The following is a 19,155-nucleotide window of genomic DNA, read 5'->3' as shown; positions in this document are numbered from 1 at the left end:
AATACGGACAGAACCATCCGCCAGCCTGGCGCTTGCCCAATCCCTGCCTGGGCGTATGTGCCCCTGCGCTTGCACAGCCCGCGAAAATCGCCTATCGCGCGACTAATAGATACCTCAAAGAGGCAGAGCCAGGCTATCGACGCCCATGCAAAACGGACCCGAAGGTCCGCCGTGTGGGAGCACGCATGCTCGTTCTGTGGCCGGTCTGTGTCAGGCCCGCGCCCCGCCCGAGGCCGGCCGGATCACTGCGCCGATCAGCGCTTGAGGCCGAACATGGACATCATCTGCTCGGTCTGCTTTTGCATCTGCTCCTGCATCTTCTGCATTTGCTCGGTGTAGCCCGCCGGCATCATGGGGTTGGGCATCTGCATCATCTTGGCCCAGGCATCGGTACCGCCCACGCCGGACTGTTCGGACATCTTGTTCTGGAAGTCGGTGAACATCTGCACGTTCTTCTCGATGTAGCTGCCCATATAGCCCTGCATTGCATGGCCGTAGAAGCGGATGATGTTGGCCAGCATGGCTTCGCTGAACATGGGCGCGCCACCGGCCTCTTCTTCCAGAATGATCTGCAGCAGGATGGAGCGGGTCAGATCCTCACCCGACTTGGCGTCACGCACCACCACGGGTTCGCGCTCGATCACCAGCTGACGCACTTCGGCCAGCGTGATATAGGACGAGGTGTCGGTGTCATACAAGCGGCGGTTCGGGTACTTCTTGATGACGCGCTGCTTGGATGCGGACGGGTTGGTGCTGTTTTCTGTGGTGGTCATCTGGGACTCCTCCGGGCCCGGGCCCGCTGCCTGTGTCGGTCTGTGTGTATTTGCAGCTACCGATTCTAAGGACGCCAGCGCCTCCGGCTGCGCAGGGCCAACCCTGATCCCTGGACATAGCAGCACAGAATGCTCTTTTCGTGATAGCAGCCCATGCGCTTGCCGTCTGGGCATATAGACCGACAGCGCCCAAACTGTTGCTGCATGCCTTGCCACCGCTCCTGCTTTTGAGGGCAGTCACCATGACTGCCCGCCACCTGCCTGCGCTTTGCCGGCGCACAGGCAACAAAAAAGCCTTTCATCTTGCGATGAAAGGCTTTTGAATTTGGTAGGCGCGATTGGACTCGAACCAACGACCCCCACCATGTCAAGGTGGTGCTCTAACCAGCTGAGCTACGCGCCTGTCGTTGAAGCTGCAAGTATAGCAGGCTGAAATGGGCACTTTGGGAAAATGCCGCAGATTTTCTGCAGGCTGCTGCAGCATTCGTGCACAGCCCGCTGCGCCGCCGGGCCTGGGGCGACAATGACCGCTTGCCCCACGCTTTCTGAACCATGCAATTTACCCAACCCGGTGTCCTGGCCCCGCTGCCCGTTGTGGGCCGCTATGTCTTTTTCTCGCTGCAAGGCGATGCCCCGACCCTGCGCACCGCGCTGGCACAGCTGCGCAGCCACGCCGATGGCGCGCGCACGGTGGTCGCCATCGGCACCCGCCTGGCCCAGGCGCTGGATGCCGATATCCCCGGCCTGCGCGATTTCCCGGTGCTGCAGGGCGTGGCGCCGGCGCAGTCGGTCAGCACCGCATCGGCGCTGTGCCTGTGGCTGCGCGGTGAAGAGCGCGGCGAGCTGCTGCTGCGCACGCGCCGCCTGGCCCAGCTGCTGGCGCCGGCGCTGGCCGTGGAGCACATCGTGGACGCGTTCCGCCACGGCCATGGCCCCAATGGCTACGGCCGCGATCTGACCGGCTATGAGGACGGCACGGAAAACCCGGTGGATGCCGAGGCCGAAGCCGCTGGCTGCCTGCGCTGCGCCACCATGGGGCTGCATGGTTCCAGCTTTCTGGCACTGCAGCAGTGGGAGCACAACATGCCCGCCTTCCACGCCCTGGCACCGGACGCACGCGACAACGCCATGGGCCGCCGCCTGAGCGACAACGAGGAGCTGGACGATGCGCCCGCCTCCGCCCACACCAAGCGCACCGCCCAGGAAAGCTTCACGCCCGAGGCGTTTGTGGTGCGCCGCTCCATGCCCTGGTGGAGCACCAGCGCCCAGGGCCAGGACCGCATGGGCCTGATGTTTGCTGCCTTCGGCCATTCGCTGGACGCCTTCGAGGCCCAGTGGCGCCGCATGCTGGGCCTGGAGGACGGGGTGAGCGATGCCCTGTTCTGCTTCTCGCAGCCGCTGAGCGGCAGCTACTACTGGTGCCCGCCGGTGCACCAGGGCCAGATCGATCTGCGCCTGCTGGGCGCATAACACCGCCACATAACGCCAGCACACCACACCAGCGCGCGGCGCCAACGCATGGTGCCACGGCATCCCGCACAGCGCGCTGACAACACCAAGGGCTTCCCGCAGGAAGCCCTTTTGCATGGTGCCGGAGATGGCGGGAACGCGCCGCCTTGCGCGGTCTTGTGCGGGCGCGCTCAGACCACCTTGGCGCGCTCCAGCATGGCGTGCATCAGCACATTGCAGCCGGCGGTGATGTCGGCCGGCGTGGCGTCTTCGATCTCGTTGTGGCTGATGCCGTCCTTGCACGGGATGAAGACCATGCCCGCCGGGGCCAGCCGGGCCATGTAGACCGCATCGTGGCCCGCACCCGACACCGCCGGCATGTGCGAATAGCCCAGGGCCTTGGCGGCACGCGCCACCGCGTCCACGCAGTCCGCATGGAAGGGCTGGGCCGGGTAGTTGGAGACCAGGGTGATCTCGATGGGCAGGCCGGTGGCCTGGCTGATGCGCGCGGCCACGGCGCGGATGTCGGCATCCATGGCGTCGCAATCGGCGTCGCTGGCATTGCGCAGGTCGATGCTGAACTTGACCTGGCCCGGGATCACATTGCGGCTGTTGGGGTGCACCTGCACCATGCCCACCGTGCCACGGCCATGCGGCGGATGGCGGTGGGCACAGGCCACCACTTCCTGCATCAGCTGCGCGGCCACCTGCAGGGCATCCTTGCGCAAGGCCATGGGCGTGGGGCCGGCATGGGCTTCCATGCCGGTGACCACGCAGTCGTACCAGCGGATGCCCAGCACCCCGGTGACCACGCCGATGGTCTTGGCGTTGTCTTCCAGCACCGGGCCCTGTTCGATGTGCGCTTCGAAATAGGCGCCAATGGGGTGGTCGCCCGGCTCCTGGCTGCCCACATAGCCGATGCGCTCCAGCTCGCCGCCGACGGTCTTGCCTTCGGTGTCGGTGGCGGCATAGGCGTGCTCCAGCGTGAAGGCCTTGGCGAACACGCCCGAGCCCATCATCACCGGGACAAAGCGCGAGCCTTCCTCGTTGGTCCAGAAGGCCACTTCGATGGGGGCCTCGGTTTCGATGCCGTGGTCGTTGAGGGTGCGCACCACCTCCAGGCCCGCCAGCACGCCGTAGTTGCCGTCAAACTTGCCGCCCGTGGGCTGGGTGTCGATGTGGCTGCCGGTCATGATGGGCGGCAGGCTGTTGTTGCGCCCGGGCCGGCGCATGAAGCCGTTGCCGATCTTGTCAATGGTCACCGTCATGCCGGCCTCGCGCGCCCAGCGGGTCACCAGGTCGCGGCCCTGCTTGTCCAGGTCGGTCAGGGTCAGCCGGCACACGCCGCCCTTGGGCGTGGCACCGATCTGCGCCAGCTCCATCAGCGCGTCCCACAGCCGGGGGCCGTTGACGCGCAGCTGCGCGATGTCTTGCTTCTGCATCACTGGGGTGTCCATGGTGGTTCTCCTTGTCCCGCCGGCGTTCAGCGCAGCACGGGCGTGGGTTGCAGGGTGGCGGCGCGGCGCTGCACCGCATCGAAATTGGGACCGAAGGCCGGGCGCTTGATGTAGCGGCCCTTGCCTTGCACGGCGCGCAGATCGCCCTGGGCATAGGCCAGCACGCCCTGGCTGATGGTGTGGCTGGGCATGCCCTGCACGGTGCGCCCTTCGAAGATGTTGTAGTCGCCCTTGGAATGCTGGGTCTTGACGGACAGCGTGTGGCTGGCCTGGGGGTCCCACACCACCAGATCGGCGTCCGCCCCCACCCCCACCAGCCCCTTGCGCGGGTAGATGTTGAACAGCTTGGCGGTGTTGGCCGAGGTGATGGCCACGAACTCGCTGGGCGTCAGCCGCCCGGTGTTCACGCCCGCATCCCAGATCACGGCCAGGCGCTCTTCCACGCCGCCCGTGCCGTTGGGGATCTTGGCGAAGTTGTCCTTGCCCATGGCCTTCTGCGCTGCGCAGAAGGTGCAGTGGTCCGTGGCCGTGGTGTGCAGCTGGCCCGACTGCAGGCCTTGCCACAGTGCTTCCTGGTGGCCCTTGGCGCGGAAGGGCGGGCTCATCACATGGGCCGCCGCCTTGGCGAAATCCGGGTCGCGGTAAACGCTTTCGTCGATCACCAGGTGGCCGGCCAGCACCTCGCCGTACACGCGCTGGCCGCGGGCACGTGCCGCGGCAATGGCCTGCGCCGCCTCCATGCAGCTGACGTGCACCACATAGATGGGCACGCCCAGCACGCCGGCAATGGCGATGGCGCGGTTGGCGGCTTCGGCCTCCACCATGGGCGGACGCGCCAGCGGATGGCCTTCGGGCCCGGTGATGCCCATGCGCGCCACTTCCTGCTGCAGCAGGTAGACCAGCTCGCCGTTTTCGGCATGCACCGTGGGCATGGCGCCCAGCTCCAGCGCGCGCTTGAAGCTGTTCACCAGGGTTTCGTCGTCGCACATGATGGCGTTCTTGTAGGCCATGAAGTGCTTGAAGCTGTTGATGCCCTCCTCCCGCACCAGGGTGCCCATGTCGGCGTGGACCTGCTCGCTCCACCAGGTGACGGCGACGTGGAAGGAATAGTCGGCGGCCGATTTCTCGGCCCAGCCGCGCCATTTCCGGTAGGCATCCAGCAGCGGCTCCTGCGGATCGGGAATCACGAAATCGATGATGCTCGTGGTGCCCCCGGCCAGCGCCGCTGCCGTGCCGGTGTAGAAGTCATCGGCGGTGACCGTGCCCATGAAGGGCAGCTGCATGTGGGTGTGCGGGTCGATGCCGCCGGGCATCACGAACTGGCCCGACGCATCGATCACCTCCGCCCCCGCCGGCGCCAGTGCGGCGGCATCGGCCCCCACCGCCGCAATCACGCCGTCCACGCACAGTACATCGGCTTTTTCCTGCCGGTCTGCGTTCACCACCGTGCCGCCACGCACCAGCACCGATTTGTGTGATTCACCCATAACGCTCTGTCTCCTTTGGTTGGTCTGGCTGCGGACGGTCTCAGGCCTTGCTGAGTGCCGGCGCGCTCTTCGTCACATGGCTGGCCATGCCGATGCGGTACACCACGCCCGCAATCAGCAGGCCGATGAACCATGCGTAGTCATAGGCGTGCTTGAAGAAGGCTCCCACATCAGGGAAGGCCGCCGGAAACGCCGCATGCAGGAAGCCAGGCAGATTGGGGGCCACCCCCATGGCGAAAGCCGCCACAGCTACCCAGTTCCAGCCGTTGGAATAGCGGTACACCCCGTCTTCCTTGTACAGGTCTTCCACCACCAGGTGCTTTTTGCGGATCAGGAAATAGTCCGTCATCAGGATGCCCGCAATCGGCCCCAGCAGTGCCGAGTAGCCGATCAGCCAGGTGAAGATGTAGCCCTCGGTCGACTCCAGAATCTTCCAGGGCATCATCACGATGGCGATGGCCACGGTCATGTAGCCACCGACGCGGTAGCTGACCTTCTTGGGCGCCAGGGCCGAAAAGTCATAGGCAGGTCCCACCAGGTTGGCGGCCAGATTGACACTCACGGTGTCGATCAGCAGCACGATCAGCGCAATCAGCACCGCAGCCCCGGTCATGCGGCTGGCCACATCCACCGGGTCCCACAGGGCCTTGCCGTAGATCACCACCGTGCCCGAGGTGACCACCACCGCCAGCATGGCCAGCAGGCCCATGGGCACCGGCAGACCGATGGCCTGGCCCACCACCTGGTCCTTCTGCGATTTGGCAAAACGGGTGAAGTCCGGAATGTTCAGCGCCAGCGTGGCCCAGAAGCCCACCATGGCTGTCAGCGAAGGCCAGAAGGCCGACATGAACTGCCCTGCCTTGGGACCGCCGGGTGCGTACTGCGAAGGCTGCTCCATGATGGGGCCGAAGCCGCCGGCCTTCTGGTAGACCCAGCCCAGCAGCACAAAGCAGATCACGATCTTCAGCGGCGCCGTCCAGGTTTCCAGCTTGCGGATGGATTCAATGCCGTGCACCACAAAGTAGAACTGGATTCCCCAGAACACCAGGAAGCACACCAGTTGCCCCACATTGATGCCCAGGCCGGCGATCTTGGCGCCTTCCAGCGGATGGCCCAGCAGCACGCCCAGCAGGGTGTAGATCATCATGCCGCCAAACCAGGTCTGGATGCCGTACCAGCCGCAGGCCACCAGGGCACGCAGCAGGGCCGGCAACTTGGCGCCGTGGGTCCCGAAGGAGGCTCGCGCCAGCACCGCGAACGGAATGCCGTACTTGGCACCGGCATGGCCGATGAGCAGCATGGGCACCAGCACGATCAGATTGCCCAGAAACACCGTGGTCACCGCCTGCGACCACGACATGCCGTTGGTGATCAGGCTGGCGGCCAGGGTGTATGCGGGGATGCACATCACCATGCCGATCCACAGCGCTGCGAAGTGGTACCAGGTCCACGTTCGCTGGCTGGGGAGCGTGGGTGCGAGATCGTGGTTCCACAGGCTGCCTGTGGCATCACCGGAATGGGGGGCATTTGACATTGCGTAGCTCCTTCCAAAGGTAAGGGGAGAAATCACCAATCCATTGCAAATCCAGGTTCTGACCATTTCCGCCAAGCGCATTTCATGCCAGGTTGCGCCGGCTTGCACCGGTGCGCCAGACAACCGGCGTTTCTCCCCCTAGCCCACTGCCGTCACGACCTGGCGCATCGGGTTGTTGGGATGCGTTGTCCAGTTGGCGTATTCCCCGGTGACCGTCTTTCCGGTGCGCAGATCCACTTCGCCCGGCTGCAGGCTGCGCATGGAAATGCACTCCGGCACCGGACAGATGGAGACGCACAGATTGCAGCCCACGCACTCGGCCTCGTTCACCTCGAACTTGCGCACGCCGCCCTCTTTTTCGAAGGTGATGGCCTGGTGCGAGGTGTCTTCGCACACCACGTGGCAGCGCCCGCACTGGATGCAACTGTCCTGGTTGATGACGGCCTTGTCGATGTGGTTGAGGTTCAGGTCCTTCCAGTCCTTGACCGTGGGCACGGCCCGGCCCTGGAAGTCTTCGATGCGCGCAAAGCCGTGCTGGTCCATGTAGTTGGACAGGCCGTCGCACATGTCCTGCACGATCTTGAAGCCGTAGACCATGGCCGCCGTGCACACCTGCACATTGCCGCAGCCCAGCGCGATGTATTCGGCCGCATCCTTCCAGGTGGTGATGCCGCCGATGCCCGAGATGGGCAGGCCTGCCGTCTGCGGATCGCGTGCGATCTCGGCCACCATGTTCTGGGCGATGGGCTTGACGGCCGGACCGCAGTAGCCGCCGTGCGAACCCTGGCCGTCGGTGCTGGGGTGCATCACCAGGGTGTCCAGGTTCACGCCCATCAGCGAGTTGATGGTGTTGATCAGCGAGACGGCATCCGCCCCGCCCGCCTTGGCCGCCCGCGCGGGATAGCGCACATCGGTGATGTTGGGCGTGAGCTTCACGATCACCGGCAGCTTGCTGTAGTGCTTGCACCAGGCCGTCACCATCTGGATGTATTCCGGCACCTGGCCCACGGCGGCGCCCATGCCGCGCTCGCTCATGCCGTGGGGGCAGCCGAAGTTCAGCTCCAGCCCGTCGGCCCCGGTGTCTTCCACCATGGGCAGGATGCGTTTCCAGCTTTCTTCCTCGCAGGGCACCATCAGCGAGGCGATCAGCGCGCGGTCCGGCCAGGCTCTCTTCACGCGCGTCATCTCCTCCAGATTGGTGCGCAGCGGCCGGTCGGTGATCAGCTCGATGTTGTTGAGCCCCATCACGCGCCGGTCCTGCGCCAGCAGGGTGGAGTAACGCGGTCCGTTGACGTTGACCACATGCGGGTCTTCACCCAGCGTCTTCCACACCACGCCGCCCCAGCCGGCTTCGAAGGCGCGGGTGACGTTGATCTCCTTGTCCGTGGGCGGGGCCGATGCCAGCCAGAACGGGTTGGGGCTTGCAATGCCCAGAAAGCGGGTGCTGATGTCTGCCATATCCATGCTCCTTGAAAAGCGCGGGCACTGCCGCTTACACCCCGGCACCCACGGCGCTGGTCAGCGCCTGGTGCATGGCACGCGCGGCCACTTTGCCGTGCTCCACGGCTTCCACCGTCAGATCCTGACCGCCGGCACGGCAGTCGCCACCGGCCCACACGCGGGGCACGCTGGTCTGGCCTTCGGCATCGGTGTCGATGCGGCCGTCGCGCAGCGCGATCGCGCTGCCGGCATGGGTGCTGACATAGGTCTGGCCGATGGCCTTGAGCACCATGTCGGCGGGCACGTCGAACACCTCGTGGCCTACCTGCAGCTTGCCGTCCTGCAGCCGGGTGTAGGCCATGCGGATGCCCGTCACCTTGCCGTCCTGCACCAGCACCTGCTGGGGCGCGGCCCACAGCCGCAGGTTGACGCCATGGGTCTGCGCCCATTCCTGTTCCACCCCGGAGGCGGACAGCGCGTCCTTGCCCCGGCGGTAGAACATGGTGACTTCTTCAGCGCCCAGCAGCCGGGCCTGCACGGCGGCGTCCACCGCCGTCATGCCGCCGCCGATGACCACCACGCGCCGGCCCACCGGCACCGTGGCCTTGTCGCTGGCCTGGCGGATGTCGGCAATGAAGTCCACCGCGTTGCGCAGGCCTTCGGCCTGGGGTTCGGCAATGCCCAGCGCGTTCACACCGCCCAGGCCCATGCCCAGGAACACGGCGTCGTAGCTGGCCAGCAGCGAATCCAGGGTGAAGTCACGCCCCAGCCGCTGGTTGTTGTGCGGGGTGATGCCGCCCACCGACAGCAGCCAGTCGATTTCCTTCTGCGCAAAGTCGTTGGGGGTCTTGTAGCTGGCCAGGCCGTATTCGTTGAGCCCGCCGAGCTTGGGCCGGGCATCGAGCAGCACCACGTCGTGGCCTTGCAACGCCAGCTGGTGGGCGCAGGTCAGGCCGGCCGGGCCAGCCCCGACCACGGCCACCTTCTTGCCGGTGGCAGCAGCGCGCTGGAATAGCGGCGCGCCGCCCGCGGCCATGAAGGCATCGGTGGCATAGCGCTGCAGCGCACCGATTTCGACCGGCTTGTCTTCATTGGTGTTGCGCACGCAGGCTTCTTCGCACAGCTGCTCGGTGGGGCACACGCGGGAGCACATGCCGCCCAGCGGGTTGGCGGTCAGGATCTCCCGGGCGGCACCGCGCACATTGTCCTGAGCGATGCGGGCGATGAAGGCCGGTACATCGATGCTGGTGGGACAGGCCGTGGTGCACGGCGCGTCGTAGCAGTAGTAGCAGCGCTCGGCCTCGATCAGGGCCTGGGGGCGGTTCAGCGGGGGGTGGGCGTCGGAGAAATTGGCCGCGTACTCGGCCAGATTCAGTCGGCCGGCGGCAATGCCGCAGGCGCGGCTAGCGGGGCTGTCCATGGTGAACCTCCAAATTCAGGATTGAGGGCGTGAAGGGAACCCGGGCTCGCAGGGCGATGCCAGGCCATATCGAACAACGCAAGGGGGGACACAGGCGTATCGCCTGCGCCGCCCCGAATCCAACAACACAGTCTTCGGAGGTTTCATCGTGGTCCTCGTAGGTGCAATGTGGCGCCTCTTGCCGGGCGCACTGGGGTGGAGTTCAATGTACGCGGGTGAAAAAATTTACCAATCAGTAAAATCACCCAGAAAGTCGTGAGCAAGAAAGATGCCAGACAATCGCACCACAATGGCGCAACTTATCTCTACTTACCGCAGGCGCAATGGCGACTTTTTCTGACAACAGCTCCGTGAACAGCCCCATTAATAGTCCCGTCTCCCAGGCCCGCTCGGCCACCCGCAAGCCCACCGCCGCGCGGCTGCGCAAGGAGCAGCACATCCTGCAGATGGCGGAGCTGCACTTTGCGCAATACGGTTTCGAAGGCGCGTCGCTGGACCTGATGGCCCAGGACGCCGGCATCAGCCGCCACAACCTGCTGTACTACTTCGCCAGCAAGGAGGAGCTGTACCTGCGCGTGCTGGGCGATGTGCTGACGCAGTGGCTGGCCGGCATGTCCGATCTGCTGCGCGGCGATGACCCGGCCCAGGCCCTGCGCACCTATATCCGCGCCAAGCTGCAGTCCTCGCGCGAGCGGCCCCATGGCTCCAAGGTCTTCACCCGCGAGGTGATGGCCGGAGCGCCCCGTTTTGGCGATGCCATCTTGAGCCGGGTCGGCCCCGCGCTGGCGGCCGACACCCAGGCCTTCGAGCGCTGGGTGGCACAGGGCAAGATTGCTCGCGTGGATTTCACCCACCTGATGTTCATTCTCTGGTCCGTGACCCAGGCCTATGCCGACCAGCAGGCGCAGTTTGCGCTGCTGCTGGGCCAGGATGCGCTGACGGCCCAGGACTACGACACGGCGGCCGAGCTGATCTACCGCCTGGTGGTGCGCGGCCTGCAACCGGACGGCCCGGCCGAAGCCCCGCTGCTGGCGCCAGCACCAGCGCGCTAGGCACCCTGCTGGCGGCAGGCAGTACAGGTGGCGCAGACCAGGGCGCAAGGCGGCGCAGCATGGGCGCTGGCCCCGGCGTCTTGCCCTATGCTTGTGCGCTCTGATTGCTCCTGCACGGCGCCCTGCACCAGGGCCCGGACCCGATTGCTGCCCATGACCGATATCCGCCCCGCCCGCTTTCCCGACGATCTGGACGCCGTGGTCCGCATCTTCCGGGAATACGTGGCCAGCCCCACGGTGAGCCTGGACTTCCAGGATTTCGAGGCCGAGTTCGCCGCCCTGCCCGGCAAATACGCCGCCCCACAGGGTTGTGTGCTGCTGGCCTGGAAAGACGGCCAGCCCGTGGGCTGCGCGGCCCTGCGGCAGGTGGATGCACAAGTCTGCGAAATGAAGCGCGTCTACGTGCGCCCCACGGTGCGCGGCGAAAACCTGGGGCGCCGTCTGGTGGAAGGCATCCTGGACGTTGCGCGGCACAGGGGCTACACCCGCATCTGCCTGGATGTGCTGCCGGAGTTCCAGGCCGCGCAGCAGCTGTATGCGTCGCTGGGTTTCGAGGACGCGCCGCCGGTGAGTTTCAACCCCGTGCCGGGCACGCGCTACCTGGGGCTGGATCTTCGGGCCGTGCGCTCGCCCACAGACGCCCTATAGCCTCCTGTGCGGTGTATCGCTGCGTATCGCTGATATCGCACCTATGGCGCCTGCACGGCGCCTGAAGCGCAGCAACCAGCAAGTCGCCACTCGCCATTGCACCCGGAAAAAGAAAAAGCCTTCTAGACCGTGGATCTAGAAGGCTTGGTACCAATGGTTAGTTGGTAGGCGCGATTGGACTCGAACCAACGACCCCCACCATGTCAAGGTGGTGCTCTAACCAGCTGAGCTACGCGCCTGTGTTTGTTCGAGAAAGCGATTCTAGCATGGTTTTCAGCGCCTTCGCGCCGAACGCACGCCGGCCACCCCGGAAACAATGCCCAGCACCTTGTTCAGGCGACCGGAATCCGAGACTTCCACGGTGAACGTCATCCAGGCCACGCCCTTGACGGACTGGGTCTGCACGCCGATCACATTGGTCTTTTCACGGGCGAACACGTCGGAGATGTCGCGCAGCAGGCCCTGGCGGTCGGCGGCTTCCACCGCCACGTCCACCGGGTAGACCGCCGCCGTCGCGGCCGCCTTGGGCAAACCCCAGGCCACGTCGATCACCCGCTCTTCATAGCGCGCGGCCATCTCGCGGAAGTTGCTGCAGTCCGAGCGGTGCACGCTGACACCCTTGCCGCGCGTGACAAAGCCGCGGATATCGTCGGGCGGCGCCGGACGGCAGCACTTGGCCAGCTGGGTCATCAGCGAATCGATGCCCACCACCAGCACGCCGCCCTTCTGGGCTTCGCCACGGGGTTTGCGCACCAGCTGCTGGATGTCCTCTTCGGCGGCCACCGGTTCAGGCGGCGGGCGCAGCACGGCTTCGATGTTGCGCAGGGAGTACTCGTCCTTGCCCACCACTTCGAACATGGCCTCAGCCGACTTGAAGCCCAGCTGCACCGCGAGCTCGTCCAGCTTGATGGCGGTCTTGCCTTCGCGCTGCAGCAGCTTTTCCACGGCCTCGCGGCCCCGGGTCATGGTCTCGTGCATGGCCTGGGCATTGAACCAGGCACGCACCTTGGCCTTGGCACGGTTGCTGGTCAGATAGCCCAGCTCGGAGTTGAGCCAGTCACGCGACGGCCGGCCTTCCTTGACGGTGGTGATTTCCACCGTCTGGCCGCTTTGCAGCGGCGTGTTCAGCGGCACCATGGCACCGTCCACCCGCGCGCCGCGGCAGCGGTGGCCCAGGTTGGTGTGCACGGCGTAGGCAAAGTCCACCGGCGTGGCGTTCTGCGGCAGCTCGATCACGGCTGCATCCGGCGTCAGCACATAGATGCGGTCGTCGAACAGGTTGCGGTGTTCCGGGCCTTCGGACAGGTCCTTGCCCCAGGCCAGCAGCTGGCGCAGCACGGCGATCTTGGCGTCGTACTCGCTGGTGGCCGACACCCCGGCATAGCCCTTGGTGCCCGCTTCCTTGTACGCCCAGTGCGCGGCCACGCCGTGTTCGGCATGGTCGTGCATGGCCTGGGTGCGGATCTGGATCTCGATGGCCTTGCCCTGCTCGTCCCGCACCACGGTGTGCAGCGACTGGTAGCCATTGGGCTTGGGCTTGGCGATGTAGTCGTCGAACTCCGACTCGATGGGCGTGAAGTGCTCGTGCACCCAGGACAGTGCGGTGTAGCAGTCCTTGACGTTGGGCACCACCACGCGCAGCGCACGGATGTCGAACACCTGGGCAAAGTCCAGCGACTTGCCGCGCATCTTCTTGACGATGCTGTAGATGTGCTTGGGCCGCCCCTGCACGGTGGCGCTGATGCTGTAGGCACGCAGCTCGGATTCGAGCCGCGAGCGCAGCTGCTCCATGTAGATCTCGCGCTCGGCCCGCTTTTCGTCCAGGTTCTTGGCAATCTGGCGGTAGGTTTCCGGCTCCAGAAAGCGGAAGGACAGGTCTTCCAGCTCCCACTTGAGCTGCCAGATCCCCAGGCGGTTGGCCAGCGGCGCAAACACATGCAGCGCCTCGCGAGCCAGCGTGGGCGACACCGGGCGCTTGCTGGCGGCGTAGTAGCGCAGCGTCTGCAGGCGCGATGCCAGGCGCAGCAGCACCACGCGCACATCGCGGGAGAAGCCCAGCAGCATCTTGCGCACGGTCTCCGCCTGGGTGGCCGGATCGTCCACGCGCTGGCTGTTGCTTTCCGCATCGCGCGCCTGCTGCTGCACATGCATCAGCTTGGTGGTTTCCACCGCCAGGGTGGCGAAGTTGGCGCCGAAGGCCTTGGTCAGCACCTCCAGCGGCTTGTTCAGGTGCATGCTGGCGTAGACCAGATACACGGCCGCCTGCATGGTTTCCGAGCCACCGATGCCGTAGAGGATGGCGGCCACCGCATCGGCGTGGGCCAGCGTGTTCTCGCCGGTGGTCATGGTTTCGCCGGACAGCAGCGGCTCCGCAAACGAGCGGGCGCGCACCAGCGCATTGGCCTGGTCGGGCATGGCCTCCGAAGTGGCGGCGATCAGTGCCGGCGTCATGGGTACCGTGCCATGGGTTGGCGCACCGGCCTCCACCGTGGTGGGGGGCAAAGACGTCACACTTCTCATGGCCGCACTCCCCTGCCGGCCTGGCTGTTTGGTTGTTGTTCTTGCGTCATTCCTGGGCCAATACAAAGTCTCGCACGACCGCCACTTGGTCGGCTGAGACCAATGTGGGGGCGTGCCCCACATTTGCAAGCACCACACATTGTGCCCGTGGTCCACGCTCCTGCATGGCCTGGGCGGTGGCGGCCGTCAGCAAATCGGACTGTTCCCCCCGCAAAAGCAAAGTCTGTGCCGTGATCTGGTCGTAGAGCTGCCACATCAGGGTCTGGCCCTGCTCGGCTTCTTCCCGCGTCATGCCGCGCAGTGCCACGCCGATTGCCGGGTCGTAATGCAGGCCCAGGCCGCCGTCGGGCAAGGGGGTCAGCATGGGCTCGGTCAGGGCCCGCCATTCGGCATCGGTGTGCGGGCCGAACCCGGCCGAGATGACGCGCAGCGTGGCCGCAGCCTCCTCCACGCTGGCAAAGCGCACCGGCTGGCCCACATAGCTGCCGATGCGCTGCAGCGCCGCCCATTCCAGCGTGGGCCCCACGTCGTTGAGCACCAGGCGTCGGATGGGCACCGGCAGCGGCAGCTGGGCCTGGCCGGCCAGCGCCATGCCGATCAGCCCGCCCATGCTGGTGCCTATCCAGTCCAGGGTCTGCAGCGGGGCCTGCGCCTGCAGGTGCTGCAGCAGCATCAGCATGTCCAGCGCGTACTGCGGCACGGCGTAATGCAGGGGGTCGGCCAGCCATTCGCTGCGCCCGCGTCCGGCCACATCCGGGCAGATGACCCGCGCATGCGGCGCCAGCGCGCGTGCCAGCACATCGAAGTCCCGCCCCTGGCGCGTGAGGCCGTGGACGCAGACGATGACATGGGGGTGGACGGGGTTGCCGGTGGCGTTCCACTCCCAGTAGGCCATGCGGTGTTCGCTGCGCTCTGGTGCGTCCGCCGTGCGGACTGCAGGACCGGGACAGGTTACGTAGTTCAGCGTAGGTTCAATCATGCAGAGCAACTTTCCAGGCGCAGCCCATAATGGGCTTTTGACCATCGTAATGGATTCGGAGACCTCTATGCTCAAAGGCAAGACGGCACTGGTGACGGGTTCCACCAGTGGCATCGGTTTAGGCATTGCGCAAGCCCTGGCGCAGCAGGGTGCGAACGTGGTGCTCAACGGTTTCGGCGACACCGAAGGCCCGCTGGCCGCGGTGCGCGAAGCCGGCAAGGCCCATGGCGTACGGGCGGCCCACCACGGCGCCGACATGAGCAAGGCCGCCGACATCGAAACCATGATGGCGTTTGCCGCCTCGACATTCGGCCGGGTGGACATCCTGGTCAACAACGCCGGCATCCAGCATGTGGCGGCGGTGCAGGATTTCCCGGTGGACAAGTGGGACGCCATCATCGCCATCAACCTGACCAGCGCCTTTCACACCACGCGCCTGGCGCTGCCGGCCATGCAGCAGGCCAACTGGGGCCGCATCATCAATGTGGCCTCGGTGCACGGCCTGGTGGGCTCGGCCCAGAAGTCGGCCTATGTGGCGGCCAAGCACGGCATCGTCGGCCTGACCAAGGTCACGGCCCTGGAAAACGCCACCAGCGGCGTGACCTGCAACGCCATCTGCCCCGGCTGGGTGCTGACCCCGCTGGTGCAAAAGCAGGTGGACGCCAAGGCGGCTGCCCAGGGCATCTCCAACGAAGAGGCCACGCGGCAGCTGCTGGGCGAGAAAGAGCCGTCGCTGCAGTTCACCACCCCGGCCGAGCTGGGCGAGCTGGCGGTGTTCTTCTGCTCGGCCGCGGCCAACAATGTGCGCGGCGTGGCCTGGAACATGGACGGCGGCTGGGCGGCCCAGTAAGCCCCCCCCCCCGCTGCGGCGGGGCGGAAAGCCGAAACGGTTACCACGCCCTGCCCCCACAAAAAAGCCCCTGGCAGCTGCCCGGGGCTTTTTGCTTGGCCGAAGCTCGGCATGCCGGGTGCCCGGCACCGCCCCAAGGGGCGCCTGGGTTATTGCAGCTGCACCGCGCCCGAGACCTGCACTTCGACCTGGGTCTTGCCGGCCTCCACCGCCAGCGGGGCGCTTTCCGCGCCATCCGCCGCCATGGAGGACTTCATCATGGCCCCTGCCATATAGGGACGCATGCCGACTTCATTGCTGTTGACCGACACCTCACGCAAGGTGTAGCTGGCAAAGCCGAAGGCCTTGGCCAGGCTGGCCGCCTTGGCCTTGAACTGGTCGATGGCCTGCTGCTGCGCCTCGCCCTCGACCTTGGCGCGCCCTTCCTTGGACAGGCCGAAGGCCACCTGGCCTACCTGCATGCCCTGCACCTTGGCGGCGGTGCTGGTGATGCGGTCGAAGTCCTTGCCCTGCAGCACCAGCTGCGCACGCCCCTGCCAGCCCGCGATCTTGCCGTCCTTGCTGGTGGTGCGCGGGAAAACGTTGAAGCCGCTGGTGCGCACTTCCATGCCGCCTGGCTGCGCCTGGGGGCGCACCGTGGCCAGTGCCGCATCCACCACCTGCTGCAGGCGTTTTTGCACGGCGGCGGCATTGCTGCCCTCTTCCGTGGCGGACAGGGTCAGCACCAGCAGGTCCTGCGCCACCTCCACGCTGCCGGCGGCCGTCAGCTGTACTACGTTCTGCGGTGGGGCCATTACGGCGGTCTGGGCCTGTGCGGCGGTGGCCGCAGCACCCCATACGATGGCGGCAGCCGCCAGGGCCTGGGTGTGGCGGGGGATAAAAGGCATAGCATTCCTCCTTGACAGGTCAATGGGATGAAGACGAAATCGTCGGGAACAAGCGACCTTACCACCGCCTGGCGGAGGGGACTGCACTACGTCAATCAACACTTGCTCCGCAGGGCAACACTTGTAACACTTGGTCAAAGTACCGGGGTAATCCGGTTTTTCCGCCGCCAAGATGGTCAAAATTGGCTCTGTTACAAATTGGACTAGGGATATCCATGGCCTCTACGAACAACCGTACCGACAAGATCCTGGTGGTGGACGACGACGCCCGCATCCGCGATCTGCTCCGCCGATACCTGACGCAAGAAGGCTTTGAGATCATGATTGCCGAAGACGGCAAGGCATTGAACCGCATCTTGCTGCGCGAAACCGTGGATCTGATCGTGCTGGACCTGATGATGCCCGGCGAGGATGGACTGTCCATCTGCCGCCGCCTGCGCTCGGCCAACGACCGCACCCCCATCATCATGCTGACCGCCAAGGGCGAAGACGTGGACCGCATCGTCGGTCTGGAAGTCGGTGCTGACGATTACCTGGGCAAGCCGTTCAACCCGCGTGAACTGCTGGCCCGCATCCACGCCGTGCTGCGCCGCCGTCCCCCGGTGGAAGCTCCGGGCGCGCCGTCGGGCGAAAACGAAGTGGTCACCTTCGGCCCCTTCACCTTCGACCTGGGCACCCGCGTGCTGCAAAAGAATGGCGAAGAACTGGCGCTGACCACCGGCGAGTTCGCCATGCTCAAGGCCCTGGTGCGCCATCCGCGCCAGCCGCTGTCCCGTGAAAAGCTGGCCCTGCTGGCCCGCGGCCGCGAGTTCGAGCCGTTTGACCGCAGTCTGGACGTGCAGGTCTCGCGCCTGCGCAAGCTGATCGAAGAAGATGCCGCCGCTCCGCGCTACATTCAAACAGTCTGGGGCGTTGGTTACGTCTTCGTACCAGATGGTGCGAATTAAGCACCGTAAGATAGCGCTTCCCCTGACACCGCCTGCTCGCCACCATCCGACCGATGGTGGTGTGCTGCGCTGCGGTTCAATGGAAGTCTTCTGACCATGCGCGCTTTTACCGCCAGCCCACTTTCCTCTTCCGACTCTGCCGTGGCCGACGAACCGGAACCACAACGCCGCCCCCGTGCGGCGCATGCGCGTTCGCGCATGGGCCTGAACCTGTTCTGGCGCACCTTCTTCCTGCTGGCCCTGCTGCTGGTGGGCAGCATCCTGGCTTGGCTGCAGACGCTGCGTGCCTTCGAGTTCGAGCCGCGCACCTTGCACACGGCCCAGCAGATCGCCTCGCTGGTCAACCTGAGCCGCGCCGCCCTGGTGCACTCGGATGCGATCAACCGCGTCTCGCTGATCAAGACCATGGCCGACCAGGAAGGCGTGCGCATCCTGCCGCGCGAGCCGGGCGACAAGTTCGAGGAAATGGACCATACGCCGCTGGGCCAGCGCCTGACGGAAGAGCTGACGCAGCGCCTGGGCCCGGGCACCATCGTGGCGCGCAGCGTCAACGGCGAGCAGGGTCTGTGGGTGGGATTTTCCATCAACGGCGACCGCAACTGGCTGCTGATGGACCGCTCGCGCTTCAGCCCCGCTGGCGGCCGCACCTGGCTGGTGTGGCTGATCACCGCCGGCATTCTGTCGCTGGCCGGGGCCGCCGTGATTGCCCGCCTGATCAACCAGCCGCTCAAGCAGCTGAGCGACGCGGCCAACCGCGTGCGCGATGGCGACTTCGAGGCCAGCCAGCTCGACGAGCAGGCCGTGACCAGCGAAATCCGCGAGGTGAACATCGGTTTCAACCGCATGGCGCAGAAACTGGCCAAGCTGGAGCAGGAGCGCGCCGTGATGCTGGCCGGCATCTCGCACGACCTGCGCACCCCGCTGGCCCGCCTGCGCCTGGAAACCGAGATGAGCGTCAACGACGATGTGGCCCGGGGCCATATGGTGGCCGACATCGTGCAGCTGGATGCCACCATCGACAAGTTCCTGGACTACGCCCGCCCCGACCATGTGGCGCTGGCCACGGTCAATCTGCATGCGGTGGTGTCGTCCTGCGTCTACGCGGTGCAGGACCACCGCGAGCTGCAGATCAGCATGTCGGTGCCGGAAGATGTGTATGTGATGGCCGACGAGATCGAGCTGGCGCGCGTGATCTCCAACCTGCTGGAAAACGCCCGCCGCTACGGCAAGACGCCGGACACCGAGACCACGCATGTGGACATCAGCGTCAAGCAGCGCGAAGCCTGGGTGGTGGTGCGGCTGCGCGACCATGGCGCGGGTGTGCCGCCCGAACAGCTGGCCAGCCTGATCCAGCCTTTCTTCCGGGGTGACACGGCCCGCACCGCCGCCGCAGGCGCCGGCCTTGGCCTGTCGATCGTGGACAAGACGGTGCAGCGCATGGGCGGCGTGCTGTCGCTGACCAATGCGCCCGGTGGCGGTCTGGCGGCGCATGTGCAGCTGCAGCGCGCAGCCAGCGGTGCCGACAACGACACGCCCCAGCGCCTGCAGCGCCCGCAGGTCAAGCGCCAGTTGCCGCCGCGCCGCCGCAGCACCGACCGCCTGGACGAAGCGGAAGACCTGGGCGACGATTGACGCAGCGCCCTGCGCCCCTGCATGCAAAAAGCCGGCATCCGCCGGCTTTTTTTATGGGGTGGCCAGGCCTGCAGGGCCGG

15 protein-coding genes and 2 tRNA genes are annotated in these 19,155 nt (G+C 66.0%); 6 read left to right on the top strand and 11 right to left on the bottom strand.

Translation table 11 applies throughout. The features are described from left to right. Positions 1-254: 254 nt before the first annotated feature. Positions 255-773, bottom strand: coding sequence for a polyhydroxyalkanoate synthesis repressor PhaR (gene phaR / locus QM470_RS10875; protein ID WP_218331579.1), 519 nt, complete (start codon positions 771-773; stop codon positions 255-257). Positions 774-1,099: 326 nt separating this feature from the next. Beyond that, positions 1,100-1,176 (bottom strand) — tRNA-Val (locus tag QM470_RS10870). Between the two features lie 149 nt (positions 1,177-1,325). Between QM470_RS10870 and QM470_RS10865 the strand changes: the two genes are divergently transcribed. Continuing rightward, positions 1,326-2,243 (top strand): Dyp-type peroxidase, encoded by a 918-nt coding sequence (locus QM470_RS10865; protein ID WP_283339266.1) that lies wholly within the window; start codon positions 1,326-1,328, stop codon positions 2,241-2,243. Positions 2,244-2,413: 170 nt separating this feature from the next. On the opposite strand, the gene QM470_RS10860 is transcribed toward QM470_RS10865, so the two are convergent. The 5 genes from QM470_RS10860 to QM470_RS10840 all read right to left on the bottom strand — a co-directional run bounded on the left by QM470_RS10860 (position 2,414) and on the right by QM470_RS10840 (position 9,560). Then, the gene (locus QM470_RS10860; RefSeq protein ID WP_283339265.1) at positions 2,414-3,679 is read right to left on the bottom strand and encodes a Zn-dependent hydrolase; all 1,266 of its coding nucleotides are present in this window, start codon (positions 3,677-3,679) and stop codon (positions 2,414-2,416) included. A gap of 26 nt (positions 3,680-3,705) precedes the next feature. Then, positions 3,706-5,166 (bottom strand): dihydropyrimidinase, encoded by a 1,461-nt coding sequence (hydA, locus tag QM470_RS10855; RefSeq protein ID WP_283339264.1) that lies wholly within the window; start codon positions 5,164-5,166, stop codon positions 3,706-3,708. A 40-nt stretch (positions 5,167-5,206) separates the two neighbouring features. After that, a complete protein-coding gene (locus tag QM470_RS10850) occupies positions 5,207-6,700 on the bottom strand; it encodes an NCS1 family nucleobase:cation symporter-1 (RefSeq protein ID WP_283339263.1) in 1,494 nt (497 codons plus the stop codon). Between the two features lie 138 nt (positions 6,701-6,838). Then, positions 6,839-8,158: an NAD-dependent dihydropyrimidine dehydrogenase subunit PreA gene (gene preA / locus QM470_RS10845; RefSeq protein ID WP_283339262.1), complete on the bottom strand. Its 1,320-nt coding sequence runs from the start codon at positions 8,156-8,158 to the stop codon at positions 6,839-6,841. Between the two features lie 34 nt (positions 8,159-8,192). Then, a complete protein-coding gene (locus tag QM470_RS10840; protein ID WP_283339261.1) occupies positions 8,193-9,560 on the bottom strand; it encodes an NAD(P)-dependent oxidoreductase in 1,368 nt (455 codons plus the stop codon). A gap of 323 nt (positions 9,561-9,883) precedes the next feature. Here QM470_RS10840 and QM470_RS10835 point away from each other — a divergent pair, with 323 nt between their 5' ends. Together QM470_RS10835 and QM470_RS10830 are read left to right on the top strand one after the other, a co-directional pair. Continuing rightward, the gene (locus QM470_RS10835; protein ID WP_283339260.1) at positions 9,884-10,612 is read left to right on the top strand and encodes a TetR family transcriptional regulator C-terminal domain-containing protein; all 729 of its coding nucleotides are present in this window, start codon (positions 9,884-9,886) and stop codon (positions 10,610-10,612) included. A gap of 153 nt (positions 10,613-10,765) precedes the next feature. Continuing rightward, positions 10,766-11,260: a GNAT family N-acetyltransferase gene (locus QM470_RS10830; RefSeq protein ID WP_283339259.1), complete on the top strand. Its 495-nt coding sequence runs from the start codon at positions 10,766-10,768 to the stop codon at positions 11,258-11,260. 162 nt (positions 11,261-11,422) lie between these two features. On the opposite strand, the gene QM470_RS10825 is transcribed toward QM470_RS10830, so the two are convergent. From QM470_RS10825 to QM470_RS10815, 3 genes are all read right to left on the bottom strand, one after another. Further along, a tRNA-Val gene (locus tag QM470_RS10825) sits at positions 11,423-11,499 on the bottom strand. Between the two features lie 34 nt (positions 11,500-11,533). Continuing rightward, positions 11,534-13,711 (bottom strand): RelA/SpoT family protein, encoded by a 2,178-nt coding sequence (locus tag QM470_RS10820; RefSeq protein WP_283339380.1) that lies wholly within the window; start codon positions 13,709-13,711, stop codon positions 11,534-11,536. Between the two features lie 115 nt (positions 13,712-13,826). After that, entirely contained in the window at positions 13,827-14,759 is a 933-nt protein-coding gene (locus tag QM470_RS10815; RefSeq protein WP_283339258.1) for an alpha/beta fold hydrolase, read from the bottom strand. Positions 14,760-14,826: 67 nt separating this feature from the next. Between QM470_RS10815 and QM470_RS10810 the strand changes: the two genes are divergently transcribed. Next, complete coding sequence (locus QM470_RS10810; RefSeq protein WP_283339257.1) at positions 14,827-15,609, top strand: 3-hydroxybutyrate dehydrogenase; 783 nt, start codon at positions 14,827-14,829, stop codon at positions 15,607-15,609. 149 nt (positions 15,610-15,758) lie between these two features. Here the strand turns inward: QM470_RS10810 and QM470_RS10805 are convergent, their stop codons facing one another. After that, on the bottom strand, positions 15,759-16,496 hold the full coding sequence (locus QM470_RS10805; protein ID WP_283339256.1) for an SIMPL domain-containing protein: 738 nt from the start codon (positions 16,494-16,496) through the stop codon (positions 15,759-15,761). Between the two features lie 215 nt (positions 16,497-16,711). On the opposite strand from QM470_RS10805, the gene ompR reads away from it, so the two are divergent. Together ompR and QM470_RS10795 are read left to right on the top strand one after the other, a co-directional pair. Then, positions 16,712-17,443: an osmolarity response regulator transcription factor OmpR gene (ompR, locus tag QM470_RS10800; protein ID WP_066533704.1), complete on the top strand. Its 732-nt coding sequence runs from the start codon at positions 16,712-16,714 to the stop codon at positions 17,441-17,443. A 96-nt stretch (positions 17,444-17,539) separates the two neighbouring features. Continuing rightward, positions 17,540-19,075, top strand: coding sequence for an ATP-binding protein (locus QM470_RS10795; RefSeq protein ID WP_283339255.1), 1,536 nt, complete (start codon positions 17,540-17,542; stop codon positions 19,073-19,075). The last annotated feature ends 80 nt before the right edge of the window (positions 19,076-19,155 follow it).

The sequence above is a fragment of the Comamonas sp. 17RB genome, assembly GCF_030056555.1.
Classification (GTDB): domain Bacteria; phylum Pseudomonadota; class Gammaproteobacteria; order Burkholderiales; family Burkholderiaceae_C; genus Comamonas; species Comamonas terrigena.
Note: the sequence above shows the minus strand (reverse complement) of the source record. Positions and strands in the feature narration are given on the sequence as shown.

What these genes read in the sequence shown, in the direction of transcription:
- phaR (WP_218331579.1), bottom strand. Translation starts at nt 773, where the DNA reads ATGACCACCACAGAAAACAGCACCAACCCGTCCGCATCCAAGCAGCGC.
- QM470_RS10865 (WP_283339266.1), top strand. Translation starts at nt 1,326, where the DNA reads ATGCAATTTACCCAACCCGGTGTCCTGGCCCCGCTGCCCGTTGTGGGC.
- QM470_RS10860 (WP_283339265.1), bottom strand. Translation starts at nt 3,679, where the DNA reads ATGGACACCCCAGTGATGCAGAAGCAAGACATCGCGCAGCTGCGCGTC.
- hydA (WP_283339264.1), bottom strand. Translation starts at nt 5,166, where the DNA reads ATGGGTGAATCACACAAATCGGTGCTGGTGCGTGGCGGCACGGTGGTG.
- QM470_RS10850 (WP_283339263.1), bottom strand. Translation starts at nt 6,700, where the DNA reads ATGTCAAATGCCCCCCATTCCGGTGATGCCACAGGCAGCCTGTGGAAC.
- preA (WP_283339262.1), bottom strand. Translation starts at nt 8,158, where the DNA reads ATGGCAGACATCAGCACCCGCTTTCTGGGCATTGCAAGCCCCAACCCG.
- QM470_RS10840 (WP_283339261.1), bottom strand. Translation starts at nt 9,560, where the DNA reads ATGGACAGCCCCGCTAGCCGCGCCTGCGGCATTGCCGCCGGCCGACTG.
- QM470_RS10835 (WP_283339260.1), top strand. Translation starts at nt 9,884, where the DNA reads ATGGCGACTTTTTCTGACAACAGCTCCGTGAACAGCCCCATTAATAGT.
- QM470_RS10830 (WP_283339259.1), top strand. Translation starts at nt 10,766, where the DNA reads ATGACCGATATCCGCCCCGCCCGCTTTCCCGACGATCTGGACGCCGTG.
- QM470_RS10820 (WP_283339380.1), bottom strand. Translation starts at nt 13,711, where the DNA reads ATGACGCCGGCACTGATCGCCGCCACTTCGGAGGCCATGCCCGACCAG.
- QM470_RS10815 (WP_283339258.1), bottom strand. Translation starts at nt 14,759, where the DNA reads ATGATTGAACCTACGCTGAACTACGTAACCTGTCCCGGTCCTGCAGTC.
- QM470_RS10810 (WP_283339257.1), top strand. Translation starts at nt 14,827, where the DNA reads ATGCTCAAAGGCAAGACGGCACTGGTGACGGGTTCCACCAGTGGCATC.
- QM470_RS10805 (WP_283339256.1), bottom strand. Translation starts at nt 16,496, where the DNA reads ATGCCTTTTATCCCCCGCCACACCCAGGCCCTGGCGGCTGCCGCCATC.
- ompR (WP_066533704.1), top strand. Translation starts at nt 16,712, where the DNA reads ATGGCCTCTACGAACAACCGTACCGACAAGATCCTGGTGGTGGACGAC.
- QM470_RS10795 (WP_283339255.1), top strand. Translation starts at nt 17,540, where the DNA reads ATGCGCGCTTTTACCGCCAGCCCACTTTCCTCTTCCGACTCTGCCGTG.